At 63.1% G+C, this 20,427-nt stretch carries 20 protein-coding genes and 2 tRNA genes; 17 read left to right on the forward strand and 5 right to left on the reverse strand.

Annotation, left to right across the window (positions count from 1 at the left end; translation table 11 throughout):
* The first annotated feature begins 67 nt into the window (after positions 1 to 67).
* The 3 genes from glpK to BLP96_RS09250 all read left to right on the forward strand — a co-directional run bounded on the left by glpK (position 68) and on the right by BLP96_RS09250 (position 1,853).
* The gene (gene glpK, locus BLP96_RS09240; RefSeq protein WP_089685390.1) at positions 68 to 1,555 is read left to right on the forward strand and encodes a glycerol kinase GlpK; all 1,488 of its coding nucleotides are present in this window, start codon (positions 68 to 70) and stop codon (positions 1,553 to 1,555) included.
* Positions 1,556 to 1,670: 115 nt separating this feature from the next.
* Positions 1,671 to 1,747, forward strand: a tRNA-Val gene (locus BLP96_RS09245).
* 29 nt (positions 1,748 to 1,776) lie between these two features.
* Positions 1,777 to 1,853, forward strand: a tRNA-Val gene (locus BLP96_RS09250).
* A 40-nt stretch (positions 1,854 to 1,893) separates the two neighbouring features.
* Here BLP96_RS09250 and BLP96_RS09255 read toward each other — a convergent pair.
* The 4 genes from BLP96_RS09255 to BLP96_RS09270 form a co-directional block, all read right to left on the reverse strand.
* A complete protein-coding gene (locus tag BLP96_RS09255; RefSeq protein ID WP_089685392.1) occupies positions 1,894 to 2,352 on the reverse strand; it encodes a GAF domain-containing protein in 459 nt (152 codons plus the stop codon).
* Between the two features lie 205 nt (positions 2,353 to 2,557).
* Entirely contained in the window at positions 2,558 to 3,352 is a 795-nt protein-coding gene (locus BLP96_RS09260; protein ID WP_089685394.1) for a MetQ/NlpA family ABC transporter substrate-binding protein, read from the reverse strand.
* 92 nt (positions 3,353 to 3,444) lie between these two features.
* The gene (locus tag BLP96_RS09265) at positions 3,445 to 4,098 is read right to left on the reverse strand and encodes a methionine ABC transporter permease (RefSeq protein WP_089685396.1); all 654 of its coding nucleotides are present in this window, start codon (positions 4,096 to 4,098) and stop codon (positions 3,445 to 3,447) included.
* On the reverse strand, positions 4,079 to 5,146 hold the full coding sequence (locus BLP96_RS09270) for a methionine ABC transporter ATP-binding protein (protein ID WP_089685551.1): 1,068 nt from the start codon (positions 5,144 to 5,146) through the stop codon (positions 4,079 to 4,081). Before BLP96_RS09270 ends, BLP96_RS09265 begins: the two co-directional genes overlap by 20 nt.
* A gap of 392 nt (positions 5,147 to 5,538) precedes the next feature.
* Between BLP96_RS09270 and BLP96_RS09275 the strand changes: the two genes are divergently transcribed.
* From BLP96_RS09275 to BLP96_RS09340, 14 genes are all read left to right on the forward strand, one after another.
* Positions 5,539 to 6,171, forward strand: a complete 633-nt coding sequence (locus tag BLP96_RS09275; RefSeq protein ID WP_089685398.1) for a riboflavin synthase subunit alpha — start codon at positions 5,539 to 5,541, stop codon at positions 6,169 to 6,171.
* A gap of 188 nt (positions 6,172 to 6,359) precedes the next feature.
* On the forward strand, positions 6,360 to 7,664 hold the full coding sequence (locus tag BLP96_RS09280; protein ID WP_089685401.1) for an NCS2 family permease: 1,305 nt from the start codon (positions 6,360 to 6,362) through the stop codon (positions 7,662 to 7,664).
* Between the two features lie 22 nt (positions 7,665 to 7,686).
* The gene (locus BLP96_RS09285) at positions 7,687 to 8,232 is read left to right on the forward strand and encodes an adenine phosphoribosyltransferase (RefSeq protein ID WP_089685403.1); all 546 of its coding nucleotides are present in this window, start codon (positions 7,687 to 7,689) and stop codon (positions 8,230 to 8,232) included.
* Positions 8,233 to 8,239: 7 nt separating this feature from the next.
* Positions 8,240 to 8,719 carry a xanthine phosphoribosyltransferase gene (gene gpt, locus BLP96_RS09290; protein WP_089685405.1) on the forward strand — a complete coding sequence of 160 codons (480 nt, stop codon included), beginning with the start codon at positions 8,240 to 8,242 and terminating at the stop codon, positions 8,717 to 8,719.
* A gap of 3 nt (positions 8,720 to 8,722) precedes the next feature.
* Positions 8,723 to 9,412, forward strand: coding sequence for a uracil-DNA glycosylase (gene ung / locus BLP96_RS09295; protein WP_089685407.1), 690 nt, complete (start codon positions 8,723 to 8,725; stop codon positions 9,410 to 9,412).
* Between the two features lie 328 nt (positions 9,413 to 9,740).
* Positions 9,741 to 10,370 carry a uracil phosphoribosyltransferase gene (upp, locus tag BLP96_RS09300; protein ID WP_089685409.1) on the forward strand — a complete coding sequence of 210 codons (630 nt, stop codon included), beginning with the start codon at positions 9,741 to 9,743 and terminating at the stop codon, positions 10,368 to 10,370.
* 291 nt (positions 10,371 to 10,661) lie between these two features.
* Positions 10,662 to 11,750: an ABC transporter ATP-binding protein gene (locus tag BLP96_RS09305; protein WP_089685411.1), complete on the forward strand. Its 1,089-nt coding sequence runs from the start codon at positions 10,662 to 10,664 to the stop codon at positions 11,748 to 11,750.
* A gap of 1 nt (position 11,751) precedes the next feature.
* Positions 11,752 to 12,852, forward strand: coding sequence for an ABC transporter ATP-binding protein (locus BLP96_RS09310; RefSeq protein WP_089685413.1), 1,101 nt, complete (start codon positions 11,752 to 11,754; stop codon positions 12,850 to 12,852).
* Entirely contained in the window at positions 12,845 to 13,726 is an 882-nt protein-coding gene (locus BLP96_RS09315) for a carbohydrate ABC transporter permease (RefSeq protein WP_089685415.1), read from the forward strand. The genes BLP96_RS09310 and BLP96_RS09315 overlap by 8 nt, the downstream gene beginning before the upstream one ends.
* Before the next feature lies 1 nt (position 13,727).
* Entirely contained in the window at positions 13,728 to 14,621 is an 894-nt protein-coding gene (locus BLP96_RS09320) for a carbohydrate ABC transporter permease (protein WP_089685417.1), read from the forward strand.
* 13 nt (positions 14,622 to 14,634) lie between these two features.
* Positions 14,635 to 14,907 carry a DUF2160 domain-containing protein gene (locus BLP96_RS09325; protein ID WP_089685419.1) on the forward strand — a complete coding sequence of 91 codons (273 nt, stop codon included), beginning with the start codon at positions 14,635 to 14,637 and terminating at the stop codon, positions 14,905 to 14,907.
* A 58-nt stretch (positions 14,908 to 14,965) separates the two neighbouring features.
* The gene (locus BLP96_RS09330; RefSeq protein WP_089685421.1) at positions 14,966 to 16,705 is read left to right on the forward strand and encodes an ABC transporter substrate-binding protein; all 1,740 of its coding nucleotides are present in this window, start codon (positions 14,966 to 14,968) and stop codon (positions 16,703 to 16,705) included.
* A 139-nt stretch (positions 16,706 to 16,844) separates the two neighbouring features.
* Positions 16,845 to 18,521 carry a glycerol-3-phosphate dehydrogenase/oxidase gene (locus BLP96_RS09335; RefSeq protein WP_089685423.1) on the forward strand — a complete coding sequence of 559 codons (1,677 nt, stop codon included), beginning with the start codon at positions 16,845 to 16,847 and terminating at the stop codon, positions 18,519 to 18,521.
* Positions 18,522 to 18,562: 41 nt separating this feature from the next.
* Positions 18,563 to 19,807 carry a uracil-xanthine permease family protein gene (locus tag BLP96_RS09340; RefSeq protein WP_089685425.1) on the forward strand — a complete coding sequence of 415 codons (1,245 nt, stop codon included), beginning with the start codon at positions 18,563 to 18,565 and terminating at the stop codon, positions 19,805 to 19,807.
* Here BLP96_RS09340 and BLP96_RS09345 read toward each other — a convergent pair.
* Entirely contained in the window at positions 19,804 to 20,385 is a 582-nt protein-coding gene (locus tag BLP96_RS09345) for a cupin domain-containing protein (RefSeq protein ID WP_089685427.1), read from the reverse strand. The genes BLP96_RS09340 and BLP96_RS09345 overlap by 4 nt on opposite strands.
* Between the last annotated feature and the right edge of the window lie 42 nt (positions 20,386 to 20,427).

Genomic DNA, 20,427 nt, shown 5'->3' on the forward strand with positions numbered 1-20,427 from the left:
GTAGAGATTTCCGAACATTTTGCCGTACCCTGAATGATTATAAACGAACATTTCAACAGGAGCCCGCATGGCCGACTATCTGCTAGCCATCGATCAGGGCACCACCAGCTCTCGCGCCATTCTGTTCGACAGGCGCGGGTGCAGTGTGGCTACCGCACAGCGCGAGTTCAGCCAGCACTTTCCGCGTGACGGCTGGGTGGAGCACGATCCCGAGGCGATCTGGGATAGCGTGGTGGCGACTTGCCGCGAGGTGCTGGAGCATGCCGGCGTCGATGCGGCAGCGGTGGCTGGCATCGGTATCACCAATCAGCGCGAGACCACGTTGCTTTGGGATCGCGCCACTGGCGAGCCTCTCCACAATGCCATCGTGTGGCAAGACCGGCGTACCGCCGGTGCCTGTCAGGCTTTGCGCGACGGCGGCCATCTCGATGCGGTCCAGTCGCGTACGGGGCTGCTGATCGACCCGTATTTCTCGGCCACCAAGCTGGCCTGGCTGCTGGACAATGTGCCCGGGGCTCGCGAGCGCGCCGAGCGTGGCGAACTCGCCTTCGGCACGGTCGATACCTTTCTCATCTGGCGGCTGACCGGTGGGCGCGTGCATGCCACGGATGCGACCAACGCCTCGCGCACCGCCTTGTTCAACATCCACGAGCAATGCTGGGACCCGGAGCTGCTGACATTGTTCGACATTCCTGCGTCGCTGCTGCCCGACGTCAAGGATTCCAGCGACGACTTCGGCACCGTCGAGCCGCACTGGCTGGGCGGTGAGCTGCCCATTGCCGGCGTGGCCGGAGACCAGCAGGCGGCTCTGTTCGGCCAGGCGTGCTTCACTCCCGGCATGGGCAAGAGCACCTATGGCACCGGTTGTTTCATGATCGTCAATACGGGCGACATGGCCGAACGCTCGCGCAACCGGTTGCTGACGACCGTCGGCTACCGCCTGAACGGCGAGCCCACTTTCGCCATCGAAGGCAGCATCTTCGTTGCCGGCGCCACGGTACAGTGGCTACGCGACGGTTTGCAGCTGTTTCGCGATGCCGCCGAGACGGAGGCCCTGGCGCGGCAGACGCGCAGCGGTCACAGCGTCTACCTGGTACCGGCTTTCACCGGCCTCGGGGCGCCGCACTGGGATCCGCAGGCGCGCGGCGCCATTTTCGGCCTGACGCGAGATACCGGCATTGCCGAGATCGTCGCTGCCGGTCTGCAGGCCGTCTGCTATCAGACCCGCGACCTGCAGGCGTGCATGAGCGACGACATGGACGTCACGCCCGACACCCTGCGCGTGGATGGCGGCATGGTGGCCAACAACTGGGTGATGCAGTTCCTGGCCGACATGCTCGGGGTGAGCGTGGACCGTCCCACGGTGCTGGAAACCACGGCTCTGGGGGCGGCCTACCTGGCCGGTCTACGCCTGGGCTGGTACCGCGACCTCGATGAGATCGCGGCACTGTGGCAGTGCGAGAGGCGCTTCGTACCGCAGATGGAGGAGGCCGAACGGGAGCGGCTATACGTCGGCTGGCAGGAGGCGGTCGAGCGAGTCAAGAGTTCGCGGTGAAGGTTCCGAGGCCGTTATCGCTTGCAAAGTGCCGCCGAATCGGTAATATATGCAGCCGTTGCCGCGGCGGAGAACGCGCCGTGTCAGCCGCGTGCGAGCCGAGATGGCACTTGATAGGACCATAGCTCAGTTGGTTAGAGCGCCACGTTGACATCGTGGAGGTCGGCGGTTCGAATCCGCCTGGTCCTACCAGCGTTAGTTTCGATTCGCCAACCACATTCAGGACCATAGCTCAGTTGGTTAGAGCGCCACGTTGACATCGTGGAGGTCGGCGGTTCGAATCCGCCTGGTCCTACCAGATTTCCAAACGCCCCGCAGTCCTGCTGCGGGGCGTTTCGCTATGCGAGATCGCTACGCTCGGCGAACACGGCGGCCAGCCGCTCGATGCCGGCTTGGTCCTCCTCGCTGAACCGATGCTTGGCAGGGCTGTCCAGGTCCAGCACACCCCACAGGCGATCTTCGATCACGATCGGTACCACCAGCTCGGCGTTGGAAGCGGCGTCGCAGGCGATATGGTCGGCCACGGCGTGGACGTCGTCGATGCGTTGCGTCTGCCGGGTGCGCGCGGCGGCACCGCAGACCCCCTTGTCGAAGGGGATGGGGTGGCAGGCGGGCTTGCCCTGGAAGGGACCCAGCGAAAGCAGCTCGGGCTGGCGCTGAAGGTAGAAACCGACCCAGTTGAGGCCGGGCACTTCCTGCATGAGAAAGGCGCAGGTCTGGGCGCTGTTGGTGAGCCAGTCGCGGGTGTCGAGCAACGCTTCGAGCTGGCGGGCGAGCAGGGCATAGTCGGGTGTCATCTCGGCTCCTCGAACGCGCAGGGCCGGCACTGTGGCCGGCCCAAAGATTACACGCATCGTGATGTCGCTCGGGGGTTGATCCGTTGGCAAGCCTGCGAGGAGGCGCTGTACATTCTTCCCTGTACGCTTACCGATTCCTTCCCTGGAATCGGAGCTCCTCTTCGGCTTGCCTCCGGCGCTCCCCGTGGCGAGCCATTGGCGGCGGTTACTTCCAGCCGGGTACTGCCTGCGCCCCGAACAGCTCCTCGGCCTTGGCCTCGACCTCGTCGGTCTGGTATGCGTCGACCAGCTGCTGGATGGCTTCGCGATCCTCGTCGCCGCCACGCACCGCGATCAGGTTGACGTAGGGCGATTCGGGGCCCTCCTTGATCAGGGCGTCGTCCAGGCTCAGACCGGCGGGCTGGGCGAAGGTGTTGTTGATGAAAGCCATGTCCACGTCGGGCAGCACGCGCGGCAGCTGCGCGGCCTCGATCTCGCGGAATTCGTAGTCGTTGGGGTTGGCCACGATGTCCAGCGGGGTGGCTTCCAGGTTCTCCGGATCGTCCAGCTCGATGAGCCCTTCATTGTGCATCAGGATCAGTGCACGGCCCTCGTTGGAAGGATCGTTGGGCAGGGCGATGGTGGCACCATTCGGCAGTGCGTCGATGCTGTCGTGTTTCTCGGAGTAGGCGCCGATCGGATAGACGAAGGTGTAGCCGGCCACGGCGAAATCGTAGCCGCGATCCTCCACCATCGAGCGCATGTAGGGCTCGTGCTGGTAGGCGTTGGCGTCGAGGCTGCCGTCGGCAAGGGCCGCGTTGGGGGTCACGTAGTCGGTGAACTCGATGATCTCCACCGTCAGGCCGTATTCGCGCTCGGCGACCTCGGCAGCGACCTCCATCACCTCGGTCTCGGGGCCGGCCACGGTTCCGACCTTGATAGCGTGCTCGTCGGCGAGGGCGCCGCCGGCGCCCAGGGCCAGGCTGGAAGCCAGCAGGGAATTCAGCAGTGTCTTGCGCATGTGTCGTAACCTCCTGTAGTGATGCCTCGATATTAACGGAATAAAAAACACAAATTAAATAGCTAAAAGCTATTAATCGAGAATTTTCGCCCTCACTTGTGGTCGCTCTTGCGGACCAGATAGTCACCCAGACTCTGGAAGCCCTGCACCATCACCACCAGGATCGCTACGGTGATGAGCATGATGGTGGGGTTGAAGCGATTGTAGCCGTAGCGGATGCCCAGATCGCCCAGACCGCCGCCACCCACGGCTCCGGCCATGGCCGAGTAGCTCACCAGCGTCACCACGGTCACGGTCAATGCCGTGAAGATGCCGCCGCGCGCTTCGGGTAGCAGAACCTTGAGGATGATCTGCCAGGGCGTGGCGCCCATGGACTGGGCCGCCTCCACCAGGCCAGGGTTTATCTCGTTCAGCGCGCCTTCCACCAGGCGGGCGATGAAGGGGATGGCGGCGATGGTCAGCGGTACGGCTGCAGCATTGGTGCCGATGGAAGTGCCGACCAGCATCCGCGTGAAGGGAATGATGGCGACCATCAGGATGATGAAGGGAATGGAGCGACCGATGTTGGTGACGACGCCGAGCACGGCACTGGTCACCGGCTGGGCCAGTACCTGGCCGGGGCGGGTGACGTAGAGCAGCACGCCCAGCGGGATGCCCACCAGTGCCGAAATCGTGCCGGAAACGGCCACCATGTACAGGGTGTCGAGGGTGGCCTCGAGGATCAGGTCAATCATTGCGCTGGACATGGCCGAGCACCTCCACGTGCAGATCATGGGATTCGAGGTAGTCGAGGGCCTCGCGGGTCTTGTCCGAAGAGCCCATCAGTTCGGCGATCATCAGTCCCAGGGTGCGTTCCTGTATGGACTCCACCTTGGCCTGGAGGATGCTCACGTCCACGCCGCATTCCCGTGCGAGGCGCGAGATCAGCGGCGTGGAGACGGCATCGCCCGAGAAGGCCAGGCGAACCACCGGATGGCTGTGGCGGCTGGGGTTCTCTTCGAGGCGGTCGATCAGCGCGCGCGGTGGCTCGAGCTTGAGAAAGTCATTGAGGAAGTCGCGGCCCAGTCGGGTTTGCGGTGCCGTGAAGAAATCTCCCACCTCGGCTTCCTCCACCAGCTCGCCATCGGAGATCAGGCTCACTCGGTGGCAGATCGACTTGACCACTTCCATTTCGTGGGTGATCAGCAGGATGGTCAGCCCTAGCTTGCGGTTGATGTCGCGCAGCAGTGCCAGTATCGAAGCGGTGGTCTGGGGGTCCAGGGCCGAGGTCGCTTCGTCGCACAGCAGCACCTTGGGGCGGCTGGCCAGTGCCCGGGCGATCGCCACTCGCTGCTTCTGACCGCCCGAGAGCTGGGCCGGATATTGGCTGGCCTTGTCGTCGAGGCCCACCAGCTCCAGCAGGGGCGTGACGCGCTCGCGGATCTCGCCGCGCCGCATGCCCATCAGTTCCAGCGGCAGCGCCACGTTGGCGAAGACGGTACGGCTGGTCAGCAGGTTGAAGTGCTGAAAGATCATGCCGATGCCGTGGCGCGCGGCGTTGAGCGCCGGGCCGGAAAGGGCGGTCAGCTCCTGGCCGTTGACGGTCACGATACCGGTGGTGGGGCGTTCTAGCAGGTTGACGCAGCGGATCAGGGTCGACTTGCCGGCCCCGGAGAGGCCGATGACGCCATGGATCCGTCCTGCTGGAACATGAAAGTCGATGTGCTTGAGGGCCTGGACCGTTCGCGGAGATCCGCCGTCGTCGCGACGCCCCTTGAGCGTGTAGGTCTTGGAAACGTTGTGGAGTCGAATCATGGATGCCACCCAGGTGGGCGCCGGGCGGGCGAGTGCGGCGGGTGAAAAAAGGCCACCCTGCCGGGTGGCCATCAACGCTGGACACACCCTTTTAGCTGCACTTCACGCCGAGGAGAACCTCGTCGCAGGCGCCCGCAATCCGGGTACAAATCGGCGCCAAAATGTAGCGCGATATAATAAGGCAAAAGGCTCGAAGTGTCAACGATAACCGGATGAGATTGGTAGTGGTACCACGACTGATAGAAAAAAACACCATGGAGCGGCTCATGGGCGATGTAATGCTTCGAATGCGCGTGAATCAGGCGTCTTGCTGGATGGACGTTGGGGCCGCGACTTTCTACACTGCGCCCTCGTTCATCTTCCCGTGCGCGGGAGCAGCGTGAGGATTTCCCATGTTCACAGGCATCGTTCAGGGAATGGCGGAAGTGGTCGCCGTCCATGAGGCAGAGGCGTTCCGCACGCATGTGGTGGTGTTGCCGGAAGCCCTGCGCGAGGGGCTCGAGAGCGGTGCATCGGTGGCTCACAATGGTGTTTGTCTGACGGTGGCTGCCATCGAGGGCGAGCGGATCAGCTTCGATCTGATGCGCGAGACTCTGGCGGTGACCAATCTTGGTGCGTTGCAGGTGGGGCATCGCGTCAACGTCGAGCGTGCGGCGAGGTTCGGCGACGAGATCGGCGGCCATGCGATGTCGGGCCATGTCATGGCGATGGCCGAGCTGGTGGAAATCGATGAGGCGCCCAACAATCGCCGGATGTGGTTCGCGCTGCCCGACGCGCTGGAGCGTTTTCTGTTCGTCAAGGGCTACATCGGTGTGGACGGGGCGAGTCTGACCATTGGGGAGGTGCGTCCGGGCGTAGGTGAGCGCGGGCCTCGCTTCGCCGTCGATCTGATTCCCGAGACGCTGACGCGCACGACGCTGGGATTGCTCGCGCCCGGTGATCGCGTCAACATCGAGATCGACCCGCAGACTCAGGCCATCGTCGAAACCGTGGAGCGCGTTCTGGCTTCGAGATCCGCCGGCTGAAACATTCGTCGGGCCTGCGTTGGTCGCCGAACTGGCGCATGGCCCGCACTTTGCTTATACAGAGCGAACCGTGCCGCCACGGGTGACCTCGATCCAGCCGCCTCGCATCGCGGGGCCCCTTTGGTTACCATGAGCGGCTTTTCTCGCACCCTGGTCGATGACCAGCTCTAGCGCGCAGGAATGCCACCATGCTGAATCGCCTGATCGACAATCATTTCAAGCTCACCGAGCACAATACCAGCGTGAAGACCGAGGTCATTGCCGGGATCACCACCTTCCTGACCATGGCCTACATCATTTTCGTGAATCCCAGCATTCTGTCGCAGACCGGCATGGATTCTGGGGCCGTCTTCGTCGCCACCTGCCTGGCGGCGGCATTCGGTTGTCTGATCATGGGGCTGTGGGCCAACTACCCGATCGCCCAGGCGCCGGGAATGGGGCTCAATGCCTTCTTCACCTACGGTGTGGTGATGGGGATGGGCTACAGCTGGGAGGCGGCTCTGGGGGCCGTGTTCTTCTCCGGCTTCATCTTCTTTCTGCTCAGCGTGTTCAAGGTGCGCGAGTGGATCATTCACTCCATTCCGCTCTCGCTGCGCCTGGGCATCGCCGCCGGCATCGGCCTTTTCCTGGCGATGATCGCGCTGCAGAACGCCGGAATCGTGGTGGCCAACGATGCCACTTTCGTGGCGCTGGGCGATCTCTCGGAGCCGGCTGCCATCTATGCGCTGCTGGGGTTCTTCGCCATCACGGCCATGGCCTATCTCAAGGTCACCGGGGCGGTGATGATCGGCATCCTGGCGATCAGCGTGCTGGGGATGCTGCTGGGACACAACGAATACGGCGGCCTGATGTCCATGCCGCCTTCCATCGCTCCCACCTTCCTGGCGTTGGATTTGGCCGGGGCGCTGGACGTTGCCATGCTCAGCGTCATCTTCGCTTTCCTGTTCGTCGACCTGTTCGACACGTCCGGCACGTTGGTGGGCGTGGCCCAGCGCGGCGGGTTGCTCGACAAGGATGGTAAACTGCCGCGTCTCAACCGCGCCATGATGTCCGATAGCAGTGCCTCCATGGCCGGCGCATTGCTGGGCACCTCGACCACCACCAGCTACATCGAGTCGGCGGCGGGCATCGCCTCGGGCGGGCGTACCGGCCTGACTGCCGTGGTGGTGGCGATCCTCTTCCTGGTGAGCCTGTTCTTCGCGCCGCTGGCCGGCTCCATTCCCGCCTACGCGACGGCCGGCGCCCTGCTCTACGTAGCGGTGCTGATGGCCGGCAGCCTGGCCCACGCCAACTGGGAGGACCCCACCGACGCGGCGCCGGTGTTGATCGCGGCGCTCGCCATGCCGCTGACCTTTTCCATTGCCGAAGGCATTGCCCTGGGTTTCATCAGCTATGCAGCGATCAAGACGCTCTCCGGGCGCTTTCGCGACCTGAACCCCGCCGTTATCGTGCTGGCGGTGCTGTTCGTGCTGAAATTCCTGTTCCTTGATTGATCACCCATCACCGAGATCTGCGATGAGCATCTACGGCGACTACATCAAGTCCGTGATTCGAACCGTCCCCGACTGGCCGCAGCCGGGGGTCAATTTTCGCGACATCACGCCGCTGCTGCAGAACAGTGCGGCGTTTCGCAAGCTGATCGACAGCTTCGTGCACCGCTACCAGGAAATGGAGATCGATGCGGTCGCTGCCATCGACGCCCGCGGTTTCATCATCGGGGCACCGCTGGCCTATGAATTGGGCTGCAGCTTCGTGCCGGTGCGCAAGAAGGGCAAGCTACCGTTCCGTACCATCAGCGAGACCTATACCCTGGAGTACGGCGAGGCCGAGGTGGAGCTGCATTCGGACGCCTTTCGCGAGGGTGACCGAATCCTGATCGTGGATGACCTCATCGCCACCGGTGGAACCATGTTGGCCGCGGCCAAGCTGATCAGCCGCAGTGGCGGACATGTCGTGGAGACCGCCACCATCATCGATCTGCCCGATATCGGTGGGTCGGAGAAGATTCGCGAGGCCGGTTTCAGTGTCTTCGCGGTGTGTTCCTTCACCGAGGACGAGTGACGCTGCCATGAGTACCCATCGCTATCACCAGCACTTCACCGTCTCCTGGGATCAGCTTCACCGCGACGTGCGCGAGTTGTGCCATCGGCTGATCGAGCGCGACTTCGATGGCATCGTGGCCATCACCCGCGGTGGCCTGATTCCGGCGGCTCTCATCGCCCGCGAGCTCAATGTGCGCCTGATCGATACCGTGTGCATCAAGAGCTACGATCACATGGATCAGGGCGGCCTGCAGGTGCTCAAGGGCATCGACCACGATGGCGAGGGCTGGCTACTGGTCGACGATCTGGTGGACACCGGCAAGACGGCGCGCAAGGTGCGCGAGATGCTGCCCAAGGCGCATTTCGTCACCGTTTATGCCAAGCCCGAAGGCAAGCCTCTGGTGGACCAGTACCTCACCGAAGTGGCTCAGGACTGCTGGATCCAGTTTCCCTGGGACATGGGGGTGGCCTACGTGGAGCCCCTGGCCGACCAAGTCAAGCGCTGAACGATGAGTACACCGCTTCCCGACAGCTGGCAGCAGTGGCTGGGGGCCGAGTTCCAGGCTCCCTACATGCAGTCGCTGCGCGATTTCCTGGCCGCCGAGAAAGCGGCCAGGAAGGTGATCTATCCTCACTCCTCCAACTGGTTTCGCGCCTTCGAGTTGACCCCGCTGGACCGGGTCAAGGTGGTGATCCTGGGCCAGGATCCCTATCACGGCCCCGGTCAGGCTCACGGCCTGTGCTTCTCGGTGCGGCCGGGCGTGGCAATTCCGCCGTCGCTGGTCAACATCTACAAGGAGCTTGCCGCCGACGTCGGCTTTCAGCCAGTGAACCACGGCTGCCTGGAGCATTGGGCGCGGCAGGGCGTGCTGCTGCTCAACACCTCGCTGACGGTGCAGCAGGGCAATGCCGGCTCGCATCGCGGCAAGGGGTGGGAGACCTTCACCGACCGGGCCATCGAGACGGTCAACGCCCACGCCGAGCCTTCGGTGTTCCTGTTGTGGGGCAGCCATGCCCGCCAGAAGAAGGCGCTGGTGGATGCGTCGCGGCACTTGGTGCTGGAGTCGCCGCATCCTTCGCCGCTGTCCGCCCATCGTGGTTTCTTCGGCAACCATCACTTTTCGCGAGCCAATGCGTTTCTCGAGCAGCACGGCCGCGAGCCCATCGACTGGCAACTGCCTGAGACGCCAGAATCCTAGGCATCTCGGGGCTGATCCGGCGACAGGCCTGCGGGGAGGCGCTGTGACCCCTTCCCTGGGCGCTACTTTTGCCCTGCTTCGCTCTCGCATCCTGCTCCGCTTGCAGGACCGGTGCTGGCCATCCATGGCCAGCCCGTTCGGAGCAGGGCTCCTCACCCCTGGCGAAAGATCTCCCCTTTGGCCTGCCCCGACGCCCCTCGATAGGCTTACTACCTGGGCAGTTCGGCTTAACCTCGCGACGTGATACGGGTAAAATGGCGCGCAATTTGTCGGTGCCGTCCATCCGGCGAAGGTCGTTCCCGCCCACTCCGTCGTAATGAGGTCACCCATGAGCGTACACGCCATCCAGCACCCGTTGGTCCAGCACAAGTTGGGACTGATGCGCGAGGCCGGCATCAGTACCAAGAGCTTTCGCGAGCTGGCCGGCGAGGTGGCCAAGCTACTGACCTACGAGGCGACCCAGGACCTGGAACTCCAGACCCAGGATATCGACGGCTGGAGTGGCAACAAGATCCCGGTGCAGCTGCTCAAGGGCAAGAAGGTCACCATCGTGCCGATCCTGCGTGCCGGTCTCGGCATGCTCGACGGCGTCACCGACCTGATTCCCAGTGCGCGCATCAGCGTGGTGGGACTCTACCGCGACGAGGAGACGCTGGAGCCGGTGCCCTATTTCGCCAAGTTCGCGAACGATCTCGACGAGCGCCTGGCCATCGTCATCGATCCCATGCTGGCCACCGGCGGCACCATGGTGGCGACCCTCGACATGCTGCGTGAGCGTGGCTGCAAGCACATGAAGGTGATCGTGCTCGTGGCGGCACCCGAAGGCATCAAGCGCGTTCAGGATGCCTATCCCGACATCGAGATCTATACTGCCGGAGTGGACGACCATCTCGATGAGAACGGCTACATCGTGCCCGGTCTCGGCGATGCGGGGGACAAGATCTTCGGGACGCGCTGAGCCGGCACGCTTCTTTCACTGCTCGGGCACGATGTTCGCATACGAACATCGTGCCCGTTTCTTTTGGCGGGATTCCTAGGCAGCCAGTTTCGTGCCGCTCTTAGCCGAAAGTTCAATTTTTGGTTTTAAGTTCAGAAAATCAATGGCCTGAGTTGAAAAAGGCAGGAAGGGCACGAGGTGGCTAGGGCTTTTTCGGTAATATACATTTGAGTAAGAAAGCGAATCTCGACTATCGTGAATCCACGCCGACCTTGCGCGTATTCACACAACGAAGAACAGCCGAGATCCGCAATGTCATTGATCCTCGACAACATCGACCTGGTGGTCGGTGGCGCCACTCACATCGAGGGAGTGAATCTGGAGCTCAAGCCTGGCTCCTTCAACGTGCTGCTGGGACGCACCCTCGCGGGCAAGACCACGCTCATGCGCCTCATGGCCGGGCTCGACACCCCAACCCGCGGACGCGTGCTGATGGAGGGACGGGACGTCACCGGGGTGTCGGTAAGGCACCGCAACGTGTCGATGGTCTATCAGCAGTTCATCAACTACCCCGGTCTCAGCGTCTACGACAACATCGCCTCGCCGCTGCGCCTGGCCAAGGTGGAGCGGGCCGAAATCGACCGTCGCGTTCGCGAGACGGCCGAGCTCCTTCACATCGAGCATCTGCTAGAGCGTTCCCCACTGGAGCTTTCCGGCGGCCAGCAACAGCGCACCGCCATGGGGCGGGCATTGGTCAAGGATGCCGATGTCATTCTCTTCGACGAACCGCTGGTCAATCTCGACTACAAGCTGCGCGAAGAGCTGCGCGAGGAGCTTCGCACGCTCTTCGACGAACGCCGCTGCATTGCCGTGTATGCCACTACCGAGCCGGCGGAGGCGTTGGCTCTGGGAGGGAATACGGCGGTGCTGCATGAAGGGCGCCTGCTCCAGTACGGGCGTACGGAAGACGTCTATCATCGACCGGTCAGCCGTTCGAGTGCCGAGATGTTCTCGGAGCCGCCGATCAACATGATTCGTGGTCTGATTTCAGGCGACGAAATCTCTTTCGACCGACGGGCTGCCTTTCCCCTCAGCGATGACCTGCGCTCGCTGCCTCCCGGGGAGTACCACTTCGGCGTGCGCCCCTCGCACATCTCCCTGCAACCCCGAGCCGATGACGATCTGGCGGTCGAAGTGAGCGTCGAGCTGGCCGAGATCAGCGGCTCGGAAACCTTTCTTCACGTGGCCAACGACCTCTTCGCCATGGTGGTGCACTTGAGCGGTGTGCACGAGTTCGATGTCGATCAGCGCATCACCATCCACTTCCCGATCCATAAGGTATATGCCTTCGATCGCCATGGTGACGTGGTGCATGTCCCTTCTCACCTGGGAGGCCTGTGACATGGCGGAAATCACTCTCAAGTCCTTGGCCCATACCTACTTGGCAGAACCCATGGGGCCCGAGGACTATGCCATCCGCGAGATGGATCATGTCTGGCAGCAGGGCGGGGCCTATGCATTGCTGGGCCCTTCCGGCTGCGGGAAGTCGACGTTGCTCAACATCATTTCGGGGCTGCTGCAGCCGTCCAGTGGCGAGGTCCAGTTCGATGGCTGCAACGTCAATGCGCTACCACCGGAAGAGCGCAACATTGCCCAGGTTTTCCAGTTTCCCGTGGTCTACGACACCATGTCGGTCTACGACAATCTCGCCTTCCCGCTGCGCAACGTTAAGACCCCCGAGTCGCGCGTGCACGAACGCGTGATGGAGGTGGCCGATGTGCTCGAGCTGACCGCCCAGCTCAAGCGCAAGGCTCGCAACCTCACTGCCGACGAGAAGCAAAAGGTGTCCATGGGGCGCGGCCTGGTGCGCGAAGACGTGACCGCGATCCTCTTCGACGAGCCCTTGACGGTGATCGACCCACAGTTGAAGTGGAAGCTGCGTCGCAAACTCAAGGAGATTCATCGCCGTTTCAACATCACGATGGTCTATGTCACCCACGATCAGCTAGAGGCGTCGACATTTGCCGACAAGATAGCGGTGATGTACCAGGGGCAGGTGGTCCAGTTCGGTACGCCGCGCGAACTCTTCGAGCGGCCTTCGCACACCTTCGTCGGCTACTTCATCGGCAGCCCCGGGATGAATTTCCTCGACGTGGCGTTGCGAGGTGAGGCGGTGTTGGCCGGTGATGTTTCCCTTCCCGTGAGCGGCGCATTGCGCGATGCCATTGCCGGAGCGAGATCCTCCAACGTCAAGCTGGGCATTCGCCCCGAGTTCATCGAGGTGCATGCCGATCCGGTGGCCGGCAGCGTCATGGCCGATGTGGAAGACGCGCAGGATCTCGGTACCTACCGGATTCTCTCCCTGCGTCTGGGTGAGCATGTCTTGAAGGCTCGCGTCGAAGAGGGTCGAGTGGTGCCGCGTCGCACTGCCCATCTGCGGTTTCCCGACAACCGGCTCGGCCTGTACGTCGATGACTTCCGCGTGGAGATCGGTCATGAATAAGGTCTACAACAATCGGGCATGGCTGCTCATCCTGCCCATGCTGTTGCTGGTGGCATTCTCGGCGGTCATACCGCTGATGACGGTGGTCAACTATTCGGTGCAGGATGTCTTCGACGCCCATACGCGCTTCTTCACCGGTACCGAGTGGTTCGAGGCCACCCTCAACGACCCGGCGTTGCAGGCCGCCTTGCTGCGCCAGTTCGCCTTCTCGTTCACCATTCTGGCCATCGAGGTGCCGTTGGGAATCGGCATTGCTCTGCTGATGCCCAAACGGGGCTGGCGTGCTTCGGTGGTGATGATCCTGGTCACCCTGCCTTTGCTCATTCCCTGGAACGTGGTGGGCAGCATCTGGCAGATATTCACCCGAGGCGATATCGGCCTCATGGGGTGGAGTCTTCGCGAGCTGGGTTACGGCTACAACATCACCAGAAGCGCCGTGGATGCCTGGGCCACCATCGTGTTGATGGATGTATGGCACTGGACCCCGCTGATTGCCTTGCTCTGTTACAGCGGGCTGCGTTCCATTCCCGATGCCTACTACCAGGCGGCGCGCATCGACCGCGCGTCGCGCTGGGCGGTGTTCCGCTACATTCAGCTTCCCAAGCTCACCAACGTACTGGTCATCGGCGTACTGCTGCGCTTCATGCACTCCTTCATGATCTACGCCGAGCCTTTCGTGCTCACCGGCGGAGGCCCAGGAAGTTCCACCACTTTCCTCAGTCAGTCGCTGACCACCATGGCCATTGGTCAGCAAGACCTCGGCCCTTCGGCGGCCTTCTCGCTCATCTACTTCCTGATCATCCTGCTGGTCTGCTGGGTATTCTACACCGCCATCATGAACCTGCAGAAAGACAAGCAAGAGAAGGGGGCCTGACATGTCCGATTCGCTGCCCACCACGCCGGAAGCCGTGCGCCGTCGCGCGGAGGCGGTGGCTGCCAAGCGCCGCCGTCAGGCACGACCGGTCGTCCGCCAGTGGCGTCGAACCGGTTTGTTGACGACCTACATCCTCTTCGTGCTGTTGCCGATCTACTGGCTTTTGAACATGTCGTTCCAGTCCAACAGCGAGATTCTCGGTGCTCTGACGCTGTGGCCGAGCGACTTCACCCTGGAGCACTATGCGAAGATATTCACCGATGCCAACTGGTACATGGGCTACGTCAACTCCATCGCCTATGTACTGATGAACATGCTGATCAGCATTCTGGTGGCGCTGCCGGCTGCCTACGCCTTCAGTCGCTTCAGGTTCATCGGCGACAAGCACCTGTTCTTCTGGCTGCTGACCAACCTGATGGCTCCGCCGGCGGTCTTTCTGCTGCCCTATTTTCAGCTCTACTACACCGTGGGCCTGTTCGATACCCACGTGGCCGTGGCGCTGGCTCATTGCTTGTTCAACATTCCGCTGGCGGTGTGGATCCTCGAGGGTTTCATGAGCAGCGTGCCCAAGGAGATCGACGAGACCGCCTTCATCGACGGCTACAGTTTCCCGCGCTTCTTCGTGAAGATATTCATCCCCATGATCCGCTCGGGCATCGGCGTGACCCTGTTCTTCCTGTTCATGTTCTCGTGGGTCGAGCTGCTGCTGGCCAGCACCCTGACTTCTACGGGGGCTCAGCCGATCGGCTCGGTGATGACCCAGACCAAGGGGGCCTCGGGCATCGACTGGGGCGCGCTGTCGGCGGCCGGGGTGCTCACCATCCTGCCGGGAATCGTGGTGGTCTACTTCGTGCGCAATCACATTGCCAAGGGCTTTGCCCTGGGTCGTACCTGAGGAGGCCGATGTCATGGAATGGATGGTATGGACCACGCCCACGGCGCTCTTCTTCGCGGCCATAGCCGCCATCCTGATGGGCATGACCGCCTGGGAGATCGTCTCGCCGACGGTGGAGCGCAAGGGCTTTCTACCAATTGCCACCACCCGCGGCGACCGCCTCTTCATCGGGCTGCTTTCCTCCGCCTACCTCCATCTACTGGTGGTGGGCTTCACCCCGCTGAGCATCTGGCTGGCTCTCGGTGCATCGGTCGTTTGGTTGCTCGTACTGCTGCGCTGGGGCTGACCGGGAAGCAAGGAGCCAATCGTTCATGGAAAGAACCACAACAACCAAAGAGGTCAACATGAAATCGACAACAATACGACTGTCGCTACTGGCCAGCGGTATCATGCTGGCAAGTGCGCCGCTGCACGCCGACGACCATGATGCCCGTGCCATTGCCGAGCGCCTGGTGGACGAACACTTCCAGAACTCGACCCTCAGCCGCGAGCAACAGATCGAGGAACTGATGTGGTTCGCCGAGGCGGCCGAGCCCTTCCGCGGAATGGAGATCAACACCGTCGCGGAAGGGCTGACGACCCACATCTACGAGCGCGACGTGCTGGCCGAGGCCTTCACCGAGCTGACCGGCATCGAGGTGACTCACAACATCATCGGTGAGGGGGACGTCGTCAACAACATGCAGACCCAGATGCAGTCGGGGCGCAACATCTACGACGGTTACGTCAACGACTCCGATGCCATCGGTACCCATATTCGTTACGGCACCACCATCAATCTCTCCGAGGCGATGGACAACGAGTGGGCCGATTACACGCTGCCCACGCTGGATCTGGATGATTTCATCGGCATTCAGTACACGACCGGCCCCGACGGCAGTATCTATCAGCTGCCGACCCAGCAGTTCGCCAACCTCTACTGGTTCCGTTACGACTGGTTCCAGCGCGAGGATTTCCAGGATCAGTTCCGCGAGATCTATGGTTACGACCTGGGGGTGCCGACCAACTGGACCGCCTACGAGGACATCGCCGAGTTCTTCACCGAGCACGTCGGCGAAATCGACGGCGAGACCGTCTACGGTCACATGGACTATGGCCGCCGTGATCCCTCTCTGGGCTGGCGCTTCCACGACTCCTGGCTTTCCATGGCCGGCATGGGCAGTCCCGGGGTGCCCTTCGGGAATCCGGTCGACGACTGGGGCATCCGGGTCGATGAAGAGAGTCGTCCCGTGGGGGCCAGCGTCAGCCGCGGCGGGGCGACCAACTCGCCCGCTTCGGTGTTCGCGGTGACGAAGATGGTCGAATGGCTCGACAAGTATGCTCCGCCCGAGGCCCAGGGCATGACCTTCGGCGAGGCCGGACCGGTGCCGGCCCAGGGCAACGTGGCCCAGCAGATATTCTGGTACACCGCGTTCACCGCCGACATGACCGACCCTGGGCTGCCGGTTACCGAAGAGGACGGTACGCCCAAGTGGCGCATGGCGCCGTCTCCGACCGGCCCTTACTGGGAGGAGGGCATGAAGGTGGGCTATCAGGACGTGGGCTCCTGGACCTTCTTCGACTCCACCCCGGAGGATCGACGCACGGCAGCCTGGCTGTTCGGGCAGTTCACCACTTCCAAGACGGTGTCGTTGGAAAAATTGATGGCCGGCCTGACGCCGATTCGCGAATCGGACATCTTCTCCGATCAGATGAGTGAGATGGCACCCAAGCTGGGGGGGCTGGTGGAGTTCTATCGCAGTCCCAACGAGTCCAACTGGACGCCTTCGAGCACCAACGTGCCCGACTATCCGCGCATGGCACCGCTGTGGTGGCAGAACCTGGCCCCGGCGGTCAGCGGTGAAATCGAACCCCAGGAGGCGCTCGACAACCTGGCCGGCGACATCGACAGCGTGATGGCGCGCCTGGCCCGGGCCGGCGTATTCCAGGTCTATGCGCCGCAGCTCAATGACGAGCAGGACCCGGAAGTGTGGCTCTCTCAGCCTGGGGCTCCGAAGGCCAAGCTGGATGATGAAATGCCGCAGGGCACCACCGTTCCCTATGACGAGATGATGGAGGCGTGGATGGCGGCCGGTACGCGCTGACACCCGGTGGCGGGCGGCTGCCCGCCATCACTCGGCCCGGCCGGGAAATCGATACCAGTGCGACCGGTTGCCCGAACGGGACCCAGGCCCCGCTCGGCTAGCGCCGAGCGGGGCCTTTCGCTGCTGAGAAGGGCTACACATGCAACTTCGCCAGAACAATTTCCGCAAGCTGCGCGAGCGCACCTTCGACGTGATGATTGTCGGTGGCGGCATCAACGGGGCTGCGGCGGCCGCTGCCTTGAGCGGCAAGGGCGTCAGCGTCGCCCTGATCGACAAGGGGGACTTTGCCAGCAGTACCAGCATGCATTCCTCCAACCTGGTGTGGGGCGGGATCAAGTACATGGAGAGCGGCGAGTTCTCCTTGGTGCGCAAGCTCTGCCGAAGCCGGAATCACTTGATCAGGAGCTATCCCTCTTCGGTGAAGGAGATCCGCTTTCTCACCACCATACACCGCGGGTTTCGCCACCATCCGCTAGTGCCCTGGGCTGGCACCTGGCTGTACTGGCTGATGGGCAACGCCTTCACGCAGCGCCCTCACTACATGCGGCCGCCAGCTCTCAAGGCGCGAGAACCGATCATCGACACCTCGTGTGCGGTTGGCGGCTTCGAATACTCCGACGCCTACCTGCATGACAACGATGCCCGCTTCGTTTTCAATTTCGTCCGCCGAGCGCTGGACTTCGGTGGCGTGGCCGCCAACTACGTGGAGTATCTTTCCTCACGTCGTGAAGAGGGGGGCTGGATCGCTCGAGTCCGCGATGTGCTGGGCGGCGACACCTTCGAGATCCGCTCGCGGGCGATGATCAACGCCGCGGGCCCCTGGGTCGACGACCTCAACCGCCGCGACGGGCAGCGCACCGAGCACCATCATGTCTTTTCCAAGGGAATCCACCTGATCGTGCCGCGGCTCACCGAGGGGCGTCGGGTGCTGGCCTTCTTCGCCGATGACGGCCGCCTGTTCTTCGTCATCCCCATGGGGCCGCGCACCTGCATCGGCACCACCGATACCCGGGTCGAGAGTCCGGTGGTGACGGTCACCCCGGAGGATGTGGCCTTCGTGCTCGACAACATCAACAAGCGCTTGTCGCTGAAGCGGCCCCTCGACGAGACGGACATCATCGCCACCCGCTGTGGAGTGCGGCCGCTGGCAATCAAGCCCTCCGGCGGAGGGGAGCGAGATTTTCTCAACCTGTCACGCAAGCACGTCATCGACCTCGACACCGAGCGGGCACACCTCAGCATCTTCGGCGGCAAGCTCACCGACTGTCTCAACGTTGGAGCGGAAATCGTCGAGGCGGTGAAGGGCCTCGGCATTGCCGTGCCGGATGAGAACCGGCGCTGGTATGGAGAGCCGGATGGCTCGGTACGCGATGCCTTCCTGGAGGAGGCTCGGCGGATGCAACTCGACGACCTGACCGCGGCACATGCCTCCGAACCGATCAGTCAACGCCTGTGGCGTCGCTATGCCGACCAGGCCTTCGATATGCTGGAGGCGGTGCGCCGCGACCAGCGCCAGGCCGAGGTGCTGATCGAGGGTACCGAGTACCTGAGGGTGGAACTCACGCAGGCTCGGGATCGCGAGATGGTCACGCGTCTCGAGGATCTGTTGCGGCGCCGTTCGAAGATCTCGCTGGTGGTGCCCGAGACGTCGATCGGCCGATCCGCGGGCGTGAGGGAGGCCTGCGAGGTGCTTTTCGGGGACACGGCGGAGCAACGTCTTGCCGAGTACCTGGAAGCGCTGTCGATGGACCAGCGTGAGCGAAGAGTGGAGCAGGGCGATGGGGGCGGCGTCGTGCCGGGAGCGCGAGGCTGCTAGAATGCCGCGCGATTTCCGCCCAAACATCCAGGAGCCCTGCCATGACCGATTCCGCGGCCGTTCAGCGACCCGCCGACTCCCTGCCACGCACGCTGCTGACCGGTGCCCAGATGCTGTTCGTGGCCTTCGGGGCCCTGGTTCTGGTGCCCCTGCTGACCGGCCTGGATCCCAACGTGGCTCTGTTCACCGCCGGCATCGGTACCCTGATCTTTCACGGCGTGACCCGCGCCAGCGTGCCGGTCTTTCTCGCCTCTTCCTTTGCGTTCATCGCCCCCATTCAGGGGTCGGTGGCGAGTTTCGGCGTTTCCGCCACCCTGGGCGGATTGCTGGTCGCGGGGCTGGTCTACGTGGTGATTGCCCAGTTCGTGCGCCTGAAGGGGACCGCCTGGCTTCACCGGCTCCTGCCGCCGGTGGTAGTGGGGCCGGTGATCATGGTGATCGGCTTGGCGCTCGCCCCTGTGGCGGTGGACATGGCCACCGGAGAGACCAGCGAGCACATCGGTTACGGGCGGGCGGTCGTGCTCTCAATGGCCAGCCTGCTGGTGACGCTGCTGCTCGCGGTATTCGGTCGCGGCCTGCTGCGCCTGGTGCCCATCATGGGGGGGATCGTCACCGGTTATGTGCTGGCCCTGCTAATGGGCGTGGTCGATTTCACCCCGGTTCACGACTCGGCATGGGTGTCGCTGCCGAGCTTCACCGCTCCGAGCTTTCACTGGGCGGCGATCCTGTTCATGATTCCGGTCGCCATTGCGCCGGCCGTGGAGCACATCGGCGACATGATTGCCATCGGCTCGGTGACCCGCAAGAACTATCTGAGTGAGCCCGGCCTGCATCGCACCCTGCTCGGCGACGGCCTGGCCACTTCCGCGGCGGCGCTGTTCGGTGGTCCCCCCAATACCACCTACTCCGAAGTCACCGGAGCGGTGACCCTCACCCGCGCCTTCAACCCCCATTTCATGATCGTGGCCGCCTGCCTGGCCGTGTCGCTGGCTTTCATTGCCAAGCTCGGCGCGCTGCTGCAGACCATCCCCGGGCCGGTCATGGGAGGCATCATGACGCTGCTGTTCGGGTCGATTGCCGTAGTGGGCATGAACACCCTGGTGCGAGCCGGTCAATCGCTCACTGCGCCGCGCAATCTGGTGGTGGTGTCGCTCATCCTGGTGTTCGGCATCGGCGGCATGCAGTTCGGTGGCGGCCAGTTCACCCTGCAGGGGGTGAGTCTCGCTGCCGTAGTCGGCATCGTGCTCAACTGGGCCCTGCCCGGAGCCGAGGAAGAGACTGCCTAGACGTGGTGCTGCTCGTGACCGCCCTCGGCGAATGAGGGCGGTGAGTTGGCACTGACGATCACGCACTCTTCGCTGCCCCGGTTGCGGAAGCGGTGGGGCAGCCGTGAATCGAAGTAGTAGGCATCGCCGGGACCGAGTTCCTCGACTTCATCCCCGACGGTGAGCTCGATCCGTCCGGCGATCACCACCCCGCCTTCCTCGCCGTCGTGTTCGAGCATCTCCTCGCCACTGTCGGCTCCCGGCGGATAGCGCTCGTGGATGATCGACATGCGGCGTTCCGCGCGGCGTGCCGCCACGAGCCGCCACGAAAGGTGGCCGTCACCGATCTCGGTCAACTCGCTGGCCTTGTAGAAGTGGTGCGGCGGTGCGGGTTCGTCGCCGGCGAAGAAGGTGCTGATCGACACCGGCAGGGCATCGAGGATCTTCTTGAGCGAGCTCACCGACGGGCTAACGCTGTTCTGCTCGATCAACGATATGGTGCTGTTGGTGACGCCGGCGCGCTTGGCCAGCTCGCGCTGTGAGAGTCGGCGCGCCTGGCGCAGTTCGCGCAGGCGGCTGCCCACGTTGAATCCTTCCATTGCTTGGTCTGCCGTCAAACGTTCGATTGGGTTGACGGATGA

It is taken from the genome of Billgrantia gudaonensis (assembly GCF_900100195.1).
In the GTDB taxonomy this organism is placed as follows: domain Bacteria; phylum Pseudomonadota; class Gammaproteobacteria; order Pseudomonadales; family Halomonadaceae; genus Halomonas; species Halomonas gudaonensis.

What these genes read in the sequence shown, in the direction of transcription:
- glpK (WP_089685390.1), top strand. Translation starts at nt 68, where the DNA reads ATGGCCGACTATCTGCTAGCCATCGATCAGGGCACCACCAGCTCTCGC.
- BLP96_RS09255 (WP_089685392.1), bottom strand. Translation starts at nt 2,352, where the DNA reads ATGACACCCGACTATGCCCTGCTCGCCCGCCAGCTCGAAGCGTTGCTC.
- BLP96_RS09260 (WP_089685394.1), bottom strand. Translation starts at nt 3,352, where the DNA reads ATGCGCAAGACACTGCTGAATTCCCTGCTGGCTTCCAGCCTGGCCCTG.
- BLP96_RS09265 (WP_089685396.1), bottom strand. Translation starts at nt 4,098, where the DNA reads ATGTCCAGCGCAATGATTGACCTGATCCTCGAGGCCACCCTCGACACC.
- BLP96_RS09270 (WP_089685551.1), bottom strand. Translation starts at nt 5,146, where the DNA reads ATGATTCGACTCCACAACGTTTCCAAGACCTACACGCTCAAGGGGCGT.
- BLP96_RS09275 (WP_089685398.1), top strand. Translation starts at nt 5,539, where the DNA reads ATGTTCACAGGCATCGTTCAGGGAATGGCGGAAGTGGTCGCCGTCCAT.
- BLP96_RS09280 (WP_089685401.1), top strand. Translation starts at nt 6,360, where the DNA reads ATGCTGAATCGCCTGATCGACAATCATTTCAAGCTCACCGAGCACAAT.
- BLP96_RS09285 (WP_089685403.1), top strand. Translation starts at nt 7,687, where the DNA reads ATGAGCATCTACGGCGACTACATCAAGTCCGTGATTCGAACCGTCCCC.
- gpt (WP_089685405.1), top strand. Translation starts at nt 8,240, where the DNA reads ATGAGTACCCATCGCTATCACCAGCACTTCACCGTCTCCTGGGATCAG.
- ung (WP_089685407.1), top strand. Translation starts at nt 8,723, where the DNA reads ATGAGTACACCGCTTCCCGACAGCTGGCAGCAGTGGCTGGGGGCCGAG.
- upp (WP_089685409.1), top strand. Translation starts at nt 9,741, where the DNA reads ATGAGCGTACACGCCATCCAGCACCCGTTGGTCCAGCACAAGTTGGGA.
- BLP96_RS09305 (WP_089685411.1), top strand. Translation starts at nt 10,662, where the DNA reads ATGTCATTGATCCTCGACAACATCGACCTGGTGGTCGGTGGCGCCACT.
- BLP96_RS09310 (WP_089685413.1), top strand. Translation starts at nt 11,752, where the DNA reads ATGGCGGAAATCACTCTCAAGTCCTTGGCCCATACCTACTTGGCAGAA.
- BLP96_RS09315 (WP_089685415.1), top strand. Translation starts at nt 12,845, where the DNA reads ATGAATAAGGTCTACAACAATCGGGCATGGCTGCTCATCCTGCCCATG.
- BLP96_RS09320 (WP_089685417.1), top strand. Translation starts at nt 13,728, where the DNA reads ATGTCCGATTCGCTGCCCACCACGCCGGAAGCCGTGCGCCGTCGCGCG.
- BLP96_RS09325 (WP_089685419.1), top strand. Translation starts at nt 14,635, where the DNA reads ATGGAATGGATGGTATGGACCACGCCCACGGCGCTCTTCTTCGCGGCC.
- BLP96_RS09330 (WP_089685421.1), top strand. Translation starts at nt 14,966, where the DNA reads ATGAAATCGACAACAATACGACTGTCGCTACTGGCCAGCGGTATCATG.
- BLP96_RS09335 (WP_089685423.1), top strand. Translation starts at nt 16,845, where the DNA reads ATGCAACTTCGCCAGAACAATTTCCGCAAGCTGCGCGAGCGCACCTTC.
- BLP96_RS09340 (WP_089685425.1), top strand. Translation starts at nt 18,563, where the DNA reads ATGACCGATTCCGCGGCCGTTCAGCGACCCGCCGACTCCCTGCCACGC.
- BLP96_RS09345 (WP_089685427.1), bottom strand. Translation starts at nt 20,385, where the DNA reads ATGGAAGGATTCAACGTGGGCAGCCGCCTGCGCGAACTGCGCCAGGCG.